Origin of the sequence: Bogoriella caseilytica, from assembly GCF_003752405.1 — a bacterium.
Classification (GTDB): Bacteria; Actinomycetota; Actinomycetes; order Actinomycetales; family Actinomycetaceae; genus Allobogoriella; species Allobogoriella caseilytica.
This window is the reverse complement of sequence record NZ_RKHK01000001.1, coordinates 1,585,436-1,599,515: the sequence shown is the minus strand read 5'-3', so window position 1 is coordinate 1,599,515 and position 14,080 is coordinate 1,585,436. Positions and strand designations below refer to the sequence as shown.

Genomic DNA, 14,080 nt, shown 5'->3' with positions numbered 1-14,080 from the left:
TCCTGAAGATGGCTGAATCGGTACGCCGCGGCGTGGCCGCCACCTCGAGGGCGGCGGCCACGCCGACTTTCTGCTCAGACGACCTGAGCGGTCTTCCGCTCACTCAGTCGTCGAAGGCCTCCTCATCGAAATCGCGTGTTGCGGCCTCGTTGGCGGTGTTGACGTAGTTCTCCATGCCGTAGCCCTCAAGTTCCGTCACGTACTGGTCCCATTCGTCCAGCGAGCGCTGGCCGAGGATGAATCGCGTGGTGTTCTGCTGGACGTGGTCGTTCAGCGTGTTGGCGGTCAGGGACTGCGTCTCCTGCTCGGCCTCGTCGTAGGGGTAGGGCGGGCCGGGCTCGATGATCTCCTTCTCACCCATCGCCTCGACGAACTCGGTCACCTCGTCGCGGAACATGGAGGTCAGCAGTTCCGCGCTGGCACCGTGGGTGGGCATCCACACGCCGTTGTGGAAGCCGTAGTCGGTGTTCAGCACGGAGTCCGCACCGGGGTTGAGGTTATTGATGTCGATGTGGTCGGCGAGCACGCGCTCGTCGCCCTCACGGGTGTAGGTCTCCCCCTCCACGCCCCACTTGGCGAACTCCATGCCCTCGTCGGAGTAGTACAGCCAGTCCCAGAACTGCAGGGTGGCCACGAGCTGGTCCGAGTCGGCGAGATCGGCGGAGAACATCGCGCCGAAGAAGGTACGGGTCTCCGAGGAGACGTCACCGGCCGGGCCAGCCGGAACGCGGATGAGCTGCACGTCCTCATCACCGTCGAAGCTGTCGCGGTAGGTCAGGATTTCCTGCGTGTTGGTGCCGATCACGGCGCTCTGCCCGTTGGTGAACTTGCCGATGGCGGTGTCGTCGTCCTGGGTGACCGACTCCGGATCCAGGATGCCGCGCTCCACGAGATCGTGGAGGTAACCCACCAAGTCCCGGTACTCATCCATCGCACCGGCGTAGACGTACTCCCCGGCGTCGTGGTCGTAGTGCAGGCCGTCACCGTAGTTCCAGCCGGCAGCGGTGCCGAAGCCAGCAGACATCATGCTCATCGAGGCTTCCATGGGGCCACCGCCGCTCCAGCGGTCGGACCAGGCGTAGTCGAGGTCGTGGTCGTTCATGACGGTTTCCATCATGTCCGCGAACTCGTCCCAGGTCTCCGGGTCCTCGGTGAAGCCGGACTCCTCAAACAGGTCGGCGCGGATGGCCACCGTGTACTCGGGGTTGGGTACCTCGTAGAGGCCCGGAAGCATATAGAAGTTGCCGTCGAGCTGCAGTTGCTGGTCGAGTTCCTCCTGCAGGTCCCACGCCTCGATCTTCTCCTGCAGATGCGGCATGAAGTCGAGGTACTGCGAGATCGGCAGTAGCACGCCCGATCCTACGAACTGCCCCTCGTCGCCGGGCTGGGAGGTGGGCACGATGTCCGGGATGTTGCCACCAGCGATGGCCAGGGAGCGGCCCTCGTCCCAGTCCGAGAGCGGAACGATCTGGTTGGTGAAGGTGACGTTGTGGTGCTCCTCGAGATAGGTGAAGAAGAGCCAATCCTCGTCGAGCGGGTAGTTGGGGTGATCGCGGTAGAGCACGGAGATGTTCAGCGGCTCGTCACCGGTGGCGACGAACGTCGTACCCACCTCGAAGTCTTCCATCGCGTGGGTGTTCTGGGTCTCCTCGACCTCGTCGGTGTCGACGTCGTCGCTTCCACCGCCTCCACAGGCCGCCAGGACCAGGGCCACGGCAGCGGCCGAGGCGATGCCGCCCGCCGCGCCCATTCGTGTGCTTCTCATGCTGTTTCCTCCAGGAACGTCGTTGTTCTGCTTGGTCGATCGTCGGTCAGGTCGGTTGGGGAGTGGGTTCATAGGCGGTCACTGCTTCACGGCGCCGAGCATGATGCCGGAGACGAAGTACTTCTGGATGAAGGGGTAGAGGCACAGGATCGGGAGCATCGTGAGCAGCATGGCCACGGCCTGGATATTGGCGTTGATCTGGGCCGAGTCCGTCCCGAGCATCTCGGTGGAGAGGGCGCCGGCCATGAGGTTCCGCAGATACATCGTGACCGGGTACATGCTCGCGTCGTCGAGATAGATGAAGGCCGCGAACCATTGGTTCCAGAAGGCGACCGCGTAGAACAGGATCATGGTCGCGATCACCGCCTTCGACAGCGGCAGCACGATCCGGAGCAGCACCCCGTAGGTGGTCAGGCCATCGATCCGGGCGGCTTCCTCGAGATCGCCGGGGAAATTCTCGAAGAACGACTTCATGATCAGCAGGTTGAAGGCGCTGATCGCGTTGGGGATCACGATCGCCCAGATCGTGTTCCGCATCCCCAGGTAGTCCACGAGCACGTAGTTGGGGATCAGGCCGCCGTTGAAGACCATGGTGAACAGGGCGATGCCGATGAAGACCGTGCGGCCCTTGAGGTGGAATTTCGAGATCGCGTAGGCGAACGTGGTGGTGAGGACCATCGAGATCGCCGTCGCAGTGACGGTGTAGACCACCGTGTTCCGGTAGTTCAACCAGAACCGGTTGTCCCCCATCACCGCGTTGAAGGTCTCAAGGTTGAAACCACGCGGGAAGATGTTGACCTCGCCGCGGCGGATGTACATCTCCGCGGAGAACGCCTGGGCCATCACGTTCAGGAAGGGGTAGAGGGTCACCACGCAGACCAGGATCAGGAAGGCCGCATTGGCATACCGGAAGATGGTGTAACCGCGGGTGTCTTTGACCGTGACGGGCCCCGGCGCACCGAGAATCTGATCGGCGGCCTGCTTGGCGCGGTCATCTATCTGTGTACTCACCAGAGACTCTCCCCTACAACACGCTTGGCGAAGAAGTTCGCCCCGACGATGAGCACCGCACCGATGATGGCCTCGAAGAACCCGATGGCCGCGGCGTAGGAAAAGTTCCCACCCTGCAGGCCCACCCGGTAGAGATAGGTGGCGATGACATCTGCGGTGGAATAGATGGCCGTGTTCTGCAACAACAGCACCTTCTCGAAACCAACCGCCATGAAGTTACCGATGTTCAGGATCAGCAGCACGATCATCGTCGGCCGGATGCCGGGCAGAGTGACGTGCCAGGTCTGACGCAGCCGGCTGGCGCCGTCCACCCGCGAGGCCTCATAGAGTTGCGGATCGATCGTGGTCAGGGCCGCCAGGTAGAGGATGGTGCCCCACCCGACCGTCTGCCAGATCTCCGAGGAGATGTAGATGGCACGGAACCACTCCGCGTGCTGCATGAAGGCGATCGCATCGCCGCCGAGAGCCGTGATGATCTGGTTGACGGTGCCGCGCACCGAGACCAGCTGCAGCACCATGGCTGCGACGACCACGATGGACATGAAGTGTGGCAGATAGGAGATCGTCTGCACGGTGCGCTTGAAGATCCGCGAGCGCAGCTCGTTCAGAAGGAGCGCCAGGATGATCGGGAGCGGGAAGATGATGATCAAGCCCAGGCCACCGAGGATGATCGTGTTCCAGAAGGCGTTCCAGAAGCTGGCGTCGCCCATGATCATGCTGAAGTAGCGGAAGCCGACGAACTCGTCGCCGAAGATCGAGCCACCCGGCCGGTAACGCCGGACGGCGATGACGTTCCCGAGCATCGGTACGTACCGGAAGATCAGGAACCAGATCAGCGGGATCAACAGCAGCGAGTAGAGCCGCCAGTCCTTCTTCAGCGCGGTTTGCCACTCCTGGCGGTGCCGGCGGGCCCACTGCGTGGGATTCTCCCGTCGCCGACGTGGCCCGCCGGACGCAGCGTCGCGGACCTCATCCGTGGCCTCGTCCAAGGCACCGGGGGGTGCGGCAGTGAAAGTGGAACCGCTTCCACCCGCGGCCGTCACGATGGACCGGCCTTCATTGTGTTCGCCATGTGGCGTCCCCACCTCTATCTCACATCGTCGTGGATTCCGAGTGCGAAACTATCGGCTCTGCAACTCTACTTTTCGAAACCTAGGCGACCGATTCCGCCTGGTCAACCCCTCCCGGAGACTCGTCACCGAGCTGTAACCGGGAGAAATTGGCGCAAAGTGGCGCCCGGACGGCACCTGTCCGATATCGACACCCTCCCTGCTCGTGGCCGGCTTACGTCGGCTCGACCTGCACCGGCACGGTCAGCCGACGCGAGTGATCCACCTCCCGTTCGTTGCCGGTGATGGTGACCGGGAGTGCGGCCACGACATCCGCGGAGGACCGCGCCAGCCGCAGCTCGATCGCCCCGGGCTCGACAATGCGGTCGTGTGACCGGCCGACGAAGGAGGTGACATCGGCCGGAACGCTGAAGCGCACCTGCGCCGAAGCCCCGGCAGGCAGCGGCGCACGGGCGTATCCGATGAGCCGCATCGTCGGCCGCGTGACCTGGGCGACCGGGTCATGCAGGTAGAGCTGGACGATCTCAGTCCCCTCCCGGTCCCCGTGGTTGGTCACCGTGACGACGACGTCGACCTCGCCGTCGACGGCCAGCTCCGGCGCAGAGACGCGGGCGTTCTCCCACCGGAACTCGGTGTACGACCGGCCGTGGCCGAAAGGCAAAAGGGCAGTCGGGTCGATGTTCGAGACCCCGGACTTCGCGCCGAGAGGCTGGGTCAGGTACGTGCCGGGCTGGGCGCCAGGCTCGCGCGGGAGCGAGACCGGTAGGCGGCCGGAGGGGTTGGTGTCGCCGCTGAGGATCTCGGCGATTGCCCGGGAACCCAGCTGACCAGGGAAGAACGCTTGCAGGGACGCAGCCGACCGTTCCAGCAGCGGGCCCACCGCGTAGGGGCGGCCGGTGATGAGCAGGAGCACTACGGGAGTGCCGGTGTCCAGGATCGCCTCGACGAACTCGTGCTGAACTCCCGGAAGCCGCAGATCCGTGGCGTCGCAACCCTCACCTGAGGTGCCGCGACCGAAGAGCCCGGCACGGTCACCGACGGCGACGACTGCGACCTCCGCCTCCCGCGCGGCCGCGACCGCCTCGGCAAAACCGGAGGTGTCCGCGGTGTCCACCGAGCACCCGGGCGCATAGCTGACCTCGCCATCGGGGAACGCGCGGCGGATCTCCTCGGCCACGGTCGGGATCTCGATGCCCATCTCGACCTCGGGGTGGTGCACACCGACGTGGGCGGGGAAGGAGTAGCAGCCGAGCATGGCCATCGCGTCATCGGCGCGGGGGCCGACGACGGCCACCCGTGCTGCGCGCCCGAGCGGCAGCACGCCGTCGTTGGCGAGCAGGACCACCGATTCGCGCGCGAGCTCCAGCGCCACCCCGCGGGATTCCTCGTCGTCGAAGACGATGGACGCGGCGCCGGCCTCCCGCAGAGCCGGCGGCTCGGGATCGTAGTCGGCCTCGAGCAGGCCGAGTTCGATCTTCTGCCGCAACACCCGGCGCAGCGGGGCATCGACCAGGGAGATGTCCACCTGGCCGGCCGCAATGGCGTCGAGCAGCGGCTGACCGTAGCAGTGCACCGTGGGAAGTTCGACGTCGACGCACGCTTCCAGAGCCAGACGCGCGGCCTCGGCCTCATCGGCGGCGACGCCGTGCAATGTCCGGAGGAAGTTCACGCCGAAGTAGTCGGCGACCACCGTGCCGGTAAAGCCCCAGCGCTCACGGAGGAGATCCGTGAGCAATGCCGGGTCGGCGTGCGAGGGGACGCCGTCGATCTCGGTGTAGGAGGCCATGACGGAGCCCGCCTCGCCCTCGCGCACCGCCATTTCAAAGGGGGCGAGGACAAGATCGGCAAGTTCGCGCGGCCCGATCGAGACGGGCGCGAGGTTTCGCGCCGCCCGGGAGAGGGAGTAACCGGCGAAGTGCTTGAGGGTGGCGATGATGCCCTGGCTCTGCAGGCCGCGGACGTAGGCGGTGGCCAGTGTGCCGATGAGGTACGGGTCCTCGCCGATCGTCTCCTCCACCCGGCCCCAGCGGTAGTCACGCACCACGTCGAGGACCGGAGCGAGGCCTTGATGCACCCCGGCGCTCCGCATCGAGGCGCCGATCTGCTGGGCCATCCGCGCCACCAGCTCGGGGTCGAAGGACGCTCCCCAGGACAGCGGCACCGGGTAGGCGGTGGCCTGCCACGCGGCGAAGCCCGCCAGGCATTCCTCGTGGACCAGGGCCGGGATGCCGAAGCGATTGGCCGCCATCACCTCGCGCTGCGAGCGGGCCAGTCCGGCAGCTCGCTTCGTCGGATCGACCGGCACGGTCCCGAAGGGCCGGGTCAGCTGACCGAGGCCATCCGCGATGACCTCGTCCCAGTCGATCTCGCCCAGCATGTCGGACTGGTGCGGGGCGACGTCACCGTCGGTGGCGTCTGCGCCGACCCAGAGCCCGACCAGTTGGGAGACCTTCTCCTGCGGCGTCATCCGGGCGACGAGATACTCCACGCGCTCGTCGGTGCTGAGCCCGGCGTCCTGCCACGGCCGCGACGGCGGGGCCTGGTCACTCCCGGTGGCCGCCCGGGGGCGCTCGCCGACCTGGGACTCTTGATTCATCTCGCACCTTCCGCCATTGGTTCTCGTGCGGGGCCGGGGAAAGCGCTTCCACAACCGGCCGCAGGCTCGAAAGTACCACAGGAGAATCTCGCAAGTGTTTCGACGGCGTAGACTTCGATCGTGACTACGATTGCCAGGATCGCCAAGGAAGCCGGGGTGTCCGTTCCCACGGTCTCCAAGGTACTTAATGGCCGACCGGATGTATCCGTCCCCACCCGCCAGCGCGTGGAGGAACTGCTCGCCAAGCACCAGTACCGCAAGCGCAACGGCCGGGCGAGTTCCTCACAACTGATCGACCTGGTATTCCACGAGTTGGCATCCGCGTGGGCGATCGAGATCATCCACGGCGTGGAGCGCGCAGCACGCGAGAACAACATGTCCGTGGTGCTCTCAGAACTCGCCGGTGCGCACCGGCCCCGCCAGGCGTGGATCGACCAGGTGGTCGCCCGTCAGCCTGCCGGAGTGATCCTGGTGCTCTCGGATCTTGACGCCACTCAGCGGCACCAGCTCGAGACGCGGTCGATCCCCTACGTGGTGGTCGATACGGCCGGCGAGCTCCCTGCAGGGGTTCCGGCCGTCGGTTCCGCGAACTGGAACGGCGGCCTGATGGCCACGCGGCACCTGCTGGAGCTCGGGCACCGGCGCATCGGCGCGATCACCGGGCCGGAAGACGTGATGTGCTCGCGACAGCGCTTGGACGGCTATCGCGCCGCCCTGGATGAGAAGGGCCTCAGCTTCGAGCCGTCGCTGATGCTCGCGGGCGAGTTCACCACCGAGTCCGGATACGAGCGCGGCATGGAGTTGCTGAGCCTGCCTGACCGCCCCACCGCCATTGTGGCCGGCAACGACTTGGAGGCGATGGGCCTGCTGCGGGCCGCGCGCGACAAGGGCCTGCGAGTTCCCGAGGATCTCTCGATCGTCGGCTACGACGATCTCCAGGTCGCTTCCTGGACCACGCCGCGCCTGACCACGGTGCGTCAACCCCTGCTGGACATGGCCCACACGGCCACCACCATGGTGCTGCAGCTGGCCGCGGGCCGGACGCTGGCGATGCCACGCATCGACCTCGCCACCGAGCTGATCGTCCGCGAGTCCACCGCGCCGCCGCCTGCGTAGCGGAGCGTGGCGTGAGGGACGAGGGCCACCGCAGCGCAGCGGGCGAGCAGCGCGCAGACCCAGCGCCGCCGCCTGCGTAGCGGAGCGTGGCGTGAGGGACGAGGGCCACCGCAGCGCAGCGGGCGAGCAGCGCGAGTGGCAGGGTGCCCGCCGTCGTGCGAACGTCTACTTATGAGTAAGCGATCCGACATTGTCCTCGTCCCGGGTATGTGGCTCGGCGCCTGGGCATGGGATGGCGTCATCCCGTTCTTGGACCAGATCGGCCACCGGTCGCATCCCATGACGTTGCCCGGGCTGGAGGAAGACCAGCCCCGACGACGAGTGAGCCTGGAGGAGCAGATCGCTGCGGTCCGCGAGCAGGTCGCCACGCTCGAAGGACCGGTGGTGCTGGTGGGTCACGGCCATGGCTCCACGGTGATCAACGGGGTCGCCGATCTTGAGCCGCACCGGATCTCGAGGCTCGTCTACATCGATGAGCCGCCGATGGCCACGGGTCAGCGTCTCCGCATGGAGCCGGACCCGGGCCGGGAATGGCTGGAGTTGCCCTCGTGGGACACGCTGACGGAATGGGGCATGAGTTCCAAGGGCATCAGTGCGCACACACTGGAGGTCATCCGCGACCAGGCGGTTCCACAGCCCGCCGGCGTGCTGGAGGCGCGCGTCATGCTCACCAACCCGGAGAGGAAGCAGATCCCGGTCACGATGGTGTGCTGCACCTTGCCCGCCGGCGCTGTGGCGGAAGCCCTGGAGGTGCAGAAGTCCTACGCGGCCGAGTTGCAGGGCGCCACGCCGACCCTGGTGGACCTTCCCACCTGCCACTGGCCGATGTTCTCCCGCCCGGAGGATCTCGCCTGGGCCATCGATCTCGCCGCTCGAGCCTGAGCCCGCCCCTCTCCTGCGCGGCGGCCGACCTCAGACCGCCACGCCCAGCGCCGTACCCAGTGCATAGGTGATGGCCGCGGCCCCGTAGCCGATCGCCAGCTGCCGCAGCGCGCGCTTGAGCGGTGAGGCCCCCGAGAGCAACCCCACCACGGCTCCCGTGCCCAAAAGGGCCACACCGACCAGCGAGGCGGCCAGCAGGACGGCGCCAGCACCAGTCATCCCCATCAGCCAGGGCACGATCGGGATGAGCGCGCCGGAAGCGAAGAAGGCGAAGGACGACAGCGCCGCGCGCCGTCCGGTGCCGACCTCTTCGAAGGTGTCCACCCGATCGGCAGCCGGTGCGGGAGTGCCTGCCGCGACACGAGCGATCACCTCGGTCGCGTGCTCTTCGGCCTCGTCCTGGCTCAACCCGCGTGCCCGGTACACCAGAGCGAGTTCGTTCGCGTCGACATCGAGGGCGGGTACGTGATCCTCGGTCTGCGCATCAGGGGTCGAGGCGGTGAGCAGTTCGCGCTGCGAACGTACCGAGACGTACTCGCCCGCTGCCATGGACATGGCTCCGGAGAGCAGTCCCGCCACTCCCGCCACGAGCACCGCGGACGACCCGACACCGGCCGCGCCCACGCCCATCACCAGGGCCAGGTTGGAGACCAGCCCGTCGTTGGCGCCGAAGACGGCGGCACGGAAGGTGCCGGAGATCTGTGCTCGCCCCCGTGCGGCGAGCGCCCGGACCACCTCGGCGTGGATCCGCTCATCGGCCGCCATGGCCGCCGTGGCGTCGTCGTCGCGGTCATAGCCGGAGCGGGCCTCCGCGCGCTGGGCCAGTGCCAGGACGAAGACGCCACCAAAGGTGCGAGCGAGCCACCCGAGGAAACGGGTGCGGAGATCGCCCTTGCCCGGGTTCGCTGCGTGCTCACCCAGGAGCGCGCGCCAGTGGTCCTCGTGCCGGCGTTCGGCCTCAGCGAGTTCGAGCAGGATCTCCCGCTCCTCGCCATCCCGGCGCCCGGCGAGGTGGCGGTAGACCGCACCTTCGGCGATCTCGTCGGCCAGGTAGCGGCGCCAGCGGCGGATCTGCTCTGCGTTGGGCGGCGCAGTGGATGAGGGGGGCATCCGAGAATGATGGCGCCCCGGATCTCCCTATCTCAAACGTGCCGGTCAACCGAAAGCTCGGATTTCGGGTGACCCCCTAGCCGGGCAGTCAGGCCCGCGATGCTGCGGCGTCCGGCGTGCTGCCTGGGAATCTCCGAGTAGGTGATCAGGGTTGCGGTTGCGGTGGCGTCGGGCGGGGAGCGCCCGAGTTGTCCTGACCGAAGACCTTCGACTTCACGGTCGCGGCCACCTTGTCAGTCACCATCGAGCCGTACTCCCGGCCCAGGTCGCTGGCCTTCTCCTCCACCGAGTGCACGCCCTTCTGCACCGGTCCTGACTGCCACACCTTGCTGCTGGCGTTCTTGATCGACTCGTAGCGTTCACGGCCCGCCCGGGAACCCAGGACGTATCCGATGGCGAGGCCGGCAAGGAACGGGATCTTGGCCATGGCTGCTTCCTCCGTTGATCGAGTACTTGACGACCCTATCCGGGTTGACCGCACATGCGAGCCGAGAGGGACGGGCCGAACGCCCGAGGCGTGCCCGGCGGGAGTCAGCCTGCTGCGGGCGAGGCGACGGGAGCGGTGAGCACCAGCGGTGCGCCGTCGGTGATGGCGATGGTGTGCTCGGAGTGGGCGCCACGGGATCCATCCACCGAGCGCAGGGTCCAGCCGTCCGGATCGGTGTAGATCTCGTCGGTGCCGGCCATGAACCAGGGTTCAATGGCAATCACCAAGCCGGGGCGCAACGGCAACCCGCGCCCGGCCCGGCCGGTGTTGGGCACGTGCGGGTCGCCATGCATGGTGCGTCCCACGCCGTGGCCGCCGAACTGGGTGTTGACGCCGTAGCCGTAGCTCGCAGCGACCTGGCCGATCGCAGCGGAGATGTCGCCCAGCTTGTGACCGGGCGTGGCCACGGCGATCGCGGCGTCGAGGGCTTCGCGCGTGGCACGGATGAGCTGCAGGTCGGCCTCGTCCTGGGGAGTGCCGACGACAAAGCTGCGCGCGGAGTCCGCCACCCAGCCACCCAGCTCGATGGCGAAGTCCACGGTGAGCAGATCGCCGTCACGCAATCGGTAATCGTGCGGCAGGCCGTGCAGCACCGCGTCATTGACCGAGGTGCACAGCACGTGGCCGAAGGGGGAACCACCGAAGGAGGGGTGGTAGTCGATGTAACACGAGGTTGCTCCGGCCTCGCGGATCATGCGGTGCGCGAGCTTGTCGAGCTCGAGGAGGTTCACCCCCACGGTGGCGTGTGCTTCCAGGGCATCCAGGACCGTGGCGACAAAGGCTCCGGCCGGCTTCATGGCCTCAACCTCGGCCGGGGTCTTCAACTCGATCACCCTGCCAGCCTACGTGGAAGGGCTCGCTGCCGGCGTCAGGACCACAGGCTCCGCAGTCCGCCGGCGAGGTGGGAGAGGAAACGCGGGTTGGCGTACAAATCAGGGCCGTGCCCCAGTGCGGTGTACCAGCACTGGCCGGCCCCGTACCGGGAGGTCCACGCGATCGGATGATCCGTGCCCATGCCCCCTCCCTCGTAGGAGCCTTCGTCTGCGGTGAGGAGGACCTGGACCTCGCCGCGGGGGTTGCGGTCGAAGTTGTACCACTCGTCGGTGTGCTCCCACACCTCGGGCAGCAGGTTGGTCGACCAGTGGTGCGGATCCTCCACGTGCACGCGCCCGGTCTGCACAGGCGGGTGGTCGGTGAAGCGGGCCCCGACGATCTTCGCGAACTCAGGCCAGCTGGGCTCTGCCGTGGAAGCGGCATGGATTCCCGCCCACGCACCACCGGCTGCGAGCCAGCGGGCGAAGGCCTCTCGTTGCCCGTCCTCGAGCACATCTCCGGAGGTCGACAGCCACACCACCACGGCCACGTCTGCCAACCGTTCGGGCTCGAAGATGGCGGGATCCTCGGTGTGGGTCACCGTGAAACCGTCACTCTCGGCGAGTATCTGCACCGCGGCTACCCCGGCCTCGATCGATTCGTGACGGTATCCGGTCGTGCGGGTAAAGACGAGCACTTCACGCATCAAGCCCCCCTGATGGCCATGGCCTGGTACGACGGTCATTGGTCCTGGTCAGGATAGTCGGCTCACGGACCATCGGCGTGACGGGCCGCGCAATCTGTGGACAGGCCGGGCGAGAGCCTCAAGTCGACAGTGGCGTCTCCAGCTTGGCCTGCCACGCACCTTCCAAGCTCGCCACGCGGAATCCCATACGCACGTTGATGGAGAGCATGTAGCCGTTCTCGTCAGCGTTCCAGGTGTGAATCCGCTCGACCCCAGGAAGAACGCGACCGAGGTACTGCAGATTCGCCGCCTTGACCCACAGGCCGAGACGCTTACCCCGGTGATCGCCGTGAACGAGGGTCTCCTCCTGGAAGGCATAGGGCTGGCCGTGCGGCGCCACGATGAGGGTAAAGGCCACGAGCTGGCCGGTGGGCACATGCTCGACCACGGTCTGGACGTAGCCCCGGCGAGCTTTCTCGAGACGCTCATCGATCAGCCGGACCCGCTCGGCGTCCCAGTTCTCCTCCTCGATGGCCAGGCCACCGCTGGGCACGTCGACGCTCATGCGCTGGTAGAGCGCTGCCATGGCCTCGAGGTACTGCTCGGGGGTGGTGTCCTGCCACTGCAGCAGGCGATAGTCCGCACCGGCCTTGCCTCGGGCTTCCTCGCACCATGCCTCCAGCTGCTCATCCGGGCTGCGGCCAGGCGCCTCGACCGGGACGGGCAGATGCAGAGTGGAGTGCCGCTCCACCTGCTCGAGCTGAAAGCCGTGGCGCTGCGCGAAACGTGCGCTGGCATCCACCGCAAGCGCGCCGGACTGCGTCGGCGGGACCAGAGCCTCTTCGCCGGCCTGTGGCTCGCGGCCTTCCACCCAGCCCTGCAGCACCGATCGCTGCTCCTGGCGGGCCCGTTCCTTGATCGCGGTCACGAGCGCGGAGCCGAGGCCCAGGTGGCGATGCGCTGCACGGACCATCACCCAGGTGATCACGTTGTTCACGTTGTCCGTCAGGGGAAGCAGCATCGCCCCGATACCGAGCACCTCCGCGGCGCGCCCTGGCTCGCCGTCAACGGAGGTAGGCACCGCGGCGAAGTAGATCTTGCGGTAAGTGCGCTGATCGATCCACTGTGGGAAAGCGCTCTCGGCCGGAGTGGCCAGATCGCGGTGGCCCAGCAGAGCCATCTGGTGCTCGACGTCCATCTCCTCGGCGGCGCGCACGACAGGCGGCGGGGGACCATCAGCGCTCTCGGGCAAGCGGACCTCAAGGATCCGGAAGTCTGCGTTCATGGGGTCAGCCTGCCCCGCCGACGGTTCCGGCCGCACGTGTTTTTTCGACACTGCAGTCCATGTCGCGGCAGGGCAGAGTCCCGAACGGATCGCCCAGTTCGCCCAGCTCCTGGAGCGATAGCGCTCAGCCGATGGGCTGGAGCCGCACAAGCACAGCGCGATGATCTGAACGGCCGGACTCCACGACCTGGCCGGCCACGGTCTCATAGGCCTGGGAGTCATAGAGCACCCGGTCGATCGGGGCGCCGATCAGCGCGGGGAGGTTGGCCGGCCAGGTGGCGATCCCTCCGACTCCCGCTTCCACAGCGGCGTCGTCACATCGTTGCAGGTCCTGCAGCGGCCGGTGATCGAGTGTGGCGTTGAAATCCCCGGCGATGATCAGCCCCCGGGGGCCGCGCGGCTCACACAGTTCCATCACCGTCGCGAGGTCCTCGAGCCATTCCTCGTGCAGCTCGGCGACGGGCGCGGTCACGTGCACACCGAGAATCGCCGGCCCGACGCCGTCGGCAGGCTCCACGCGCAGGGAGACACGATGGGTGCCTGGCGGCGTGACCACCACGTACTCGCCGAGCGAGCTGGAAATCAGCACGGCGATGTCCTGGCCAGGCTGGAGATCCGAGGCCTCGTCCTCCTCGTTCTGGCCCTCATCGCCGTTGCTGTCGGCGCCCTCACCCTCGGGGATCACCGGCGTGAACACCTGGTAGCTCTGCTCGGCCTGGTCCATCAGCACAGCGGCTTCCTCGGCCACCTCGGCTGGGGTCTCGTTCAGCACCAGCACGTCCGCCCCGGCGCGGCCAGCGATCTCAGCGATGCTCTCGGCACCGGTGTCACCGCCGTCGGTGTTCATCGTGAAGACGGTGATCCGGTCGTCGTCGCGGTCGGGGGCGAACTCCGCCGGGTTGGTGACGCCGCGGCTCCAGGTGTAGCTCCCGTGCCCTACGGCCACCAGGAGCATCACCAGGGTGAGGACCAGGGTGCGGGTACCGCCGCCGTACCCGATCTTGCGCACCAGCCCCGCGATGAAGAAGACCAGCGCGAGGACTAGGAAGACCGCTACGAGCAGCGAGCGCAGCGCAATCACCTGGCTGACGGGGTAGGTCACGGTCAGGTCGGCCCAGGGTGAGATGACCACGCCGATCCACTCCGGATTGAGGGTCAGCACGGACGCGACCGCTACGAGGGCCGCGAGGACCCAGCCAAGGATGCGCACCGGGCTATTCAAGCAGGTGGGGATGGTTCGCCAAGCCGGATTCCGACAGG

12 protein-coding genes are annotated in these 14,080 nt (G+C 67.2%); 2 read left to right on the top strand and 10 right to left on the bottom strand.

Translation table 11 applies throughout. From position 1 onward, the window contains the following. Window positions 1-103: 103 nt before the first annotated feature. From EDD31_RS07125 to EDD31_RS07110, 4 genes are all read right to left on the bottom strand, one after another. The gene (locus tag EDD31_RS07125) at window positions 104-1,765 is read right to left on the bottom strand and encodes an extracellular solute-binding protein (RefSeq protein WP_123303537.1); all 1,662 of its coding nucleotides are present in this window, start codon (window positions 1,763-1,765) and stop codon (window positions 104-106) included. A gap of 78 nt (window positions 1,766-1,843) precedes the next feature. Then, a complete protein-coding gene (locus tag EDD31_RS07120) occupies window positions 1,844-2,779 on the bottom strand; it encodes a carbohydrate ABC transporter permease (protein ID WP_123303536.1) in 936 nt (311 codons plus the stop codon). After that, complete coding sequence (locus EDD31_RS07115) at window positions 2,773-3,819, bottom strand: ABC transporter permease (protein WP_483964251.1); 1,047 nt, start codon at window positions 3,817-3,819, stop codon at window positions 2,773-2,775. The genes EDD31_RS07120 and EDD31_RS07115 overlap by 7 nt, the downstream gene beginning before the upstream one ends. A 241-nt stretch (window positions 3,820-4,060) precedes the next feature. Beyond that, entirely contained in the window at window positions 4,061-6,442 is a 2,382-nt protein-coding gene (locus EDD31_RS07110) for a beta-xylosidase/alpha-l-arabinosidase (RefSeq protein WP_123303535.1), read from the bottom strand. Between the two features lie 120 nt (window positions 6,443-6,562). Here EDD31_RS07110 and EDD31_RS07105 point away from each other — a divergent pair, with 120 nt between their 5' ends. Both EDD31_RS07105 and EDD31_RS07100 read left to right on the top strand, forming a co-directional pair. Next, on the top strand, window positions 6,563-7,558 hold the full coding sequence (locus EDD31_RS07105) for a LacI family DNA-binding transcriptional regulator (protein WP_342768028.1): 996 nt from the start codon (window positions 6,563-6,565) through the stop codon (window positions 7,556-7,558). A 171-nt stretch (window positions 7,559-7,729) separates the two neighbouring features. Further along, window positions 7,730-8,440, top strand: coding sequence for an alpha/beta fold hydrolase (locus tag EDD31_RS07100; RefSeq protein WP_123303533.1), 711 nt, complete (start codon window positions 7,730-7,732; stop codon window positions 8,438-8,440). Window positions 8,441-8,470: 30 nt separating this feature from the next. Here the strand turns inward: EDD31_RS07100 and EDD31_RS07095 are convergent, their stop codons facing one another. The 6 genes from EDD31_RS07095 to EDD31_RS07070 all read right to left on the bottom strand — a co-directional run bounded on the left by EDD31_RS07095 (window position 8,471) and on the right by EDD31_RS07070 (window position 14,030). After that, entirely contained in the window at window positions 8,471-9,550 is a 1,080-nt protein-coding gene (locus EDD31_RS07095; RefSeq protein ID WP_123303532.1) for a VIT1/CCC1 transporter family protein, read from the bottom strand. 145 nt (window positions 9,551-9,695) lie between these two features. Beyond that, a complete protein-coding gene (locus tag EDD31_RS07090) occupies window positions 9,696-9,977 on the bottom strand; it encodes a YtxH domain-containing protein (RefSeq protein WP_123303531.1) in 282 nt (93 codons plus the stop codon). 104 nt (window positions 9,978-10,081) lie between these two features. After that, a complete protein-coding gene (map, locus tag EDD31_RS07085; protein WP_123303530.1) occupies window positions 10,082-10,870 on the bottom strand; it encodes a type I methionyl aminopeptidase in 789 nt (262 codons plus the stop codon). Between the two features lie 35 nt (window positions 10,871-10,905). Continuing rightward, window positions 10,906-11,556, bottom strand: a complete 651-nt coding sequence (locus EDD31_RS07080) for a ThuA domain-containing protein (RefSeq protein ID WP_123303529.1) — start codon at window positions 11,554-11,556, stop codon at window positions 10,906-10,908. A gap of 118 nt (window positions 11,557-11,674) precedes the next feature. After that, window positions 11,675-12,820, bottom strand: coding sequence for a GNAT family N-acetyltransferase (locus tag EDD31_RS07075; RefSeq protein WP_170163228.1), 1,146 nt, complete (start codon window positions 12,818-12,820; stop codon window positions 11,675-11,677). A gap of 124 nt (window positions 12,821-12,944) precedes the next feature. Further along, on the bottom strand, window positions 12,945-14,030 hold the full coding sequence (locus EDD31_RS07070; RefSeq protein WP_170163227.1) for an endonuclease/exonuclease/phosphatase family protein: 1,086 nt from the start codon (window positions 14,028-14,030) through the stop codon (window positions 12,945-12,947). Between the last annotated feature and the right edge of the window lie 50 nt (window positions 14,031-14,080).

What these genes read in the sequence shown, in the direction of transcription:
- EDD31_RS07090 (WP_123303531.1), bottom strand. Translation starts at nt 9,977, where the DNA reads ATGGCCAAGATCCCGTTCCTTGCCGGCCTCGCCATCGGATACGTCCTG.
- EDD31_RS07125 (WP_123303537.1), bottom strand. Translation starts at nt 1,765, where the DNA reads ATGAGAAGCACACGAATGGGCGCGGCGGGCGGCATCGCCTCGGCCGCT.
- EDD31_RS07110 (WP_123303535.1), bottom strand. Translation starts at nt 6,442, where the DNA reads ATGAATCAAGAGTCCCAGGTCGGCGAGCGCCCCCGGGCGGCCACCGGG.
- EDD31_RS07100 (WP_123303533.1), top strand. Translation starts at nt 7,730, where the DNA reads ATGAGTAAGCGATCCGACATTGTCCTCGTCCCGGGTATGTGGCTCGGC.
- EDD31_RS07095 (WP_123303532.1), bottom strand. Translation starts at nt 9,550, where the DNA reads ATGCCCCCCTCATCCACTGCGCCGCCCAACGCAGAGCAGATCCGCCGC.
- EDD31_RS07080 (WP_123303529.1), bottom strand. Translation starts at nt 11,556, where the DNA reads ATGCGTGAAGTGCTCGTCTTTACCCGCACGACCGGATACCGTCACGAA.
- EDD31_RS07075 (WP_170163228.1), bottom strand. Translation starts at nt 12,820, where the DNA reads ATGAACGCAGACTTCCGGATCCTTGAGGTCCGCTTGCCCGAGAGCGCT.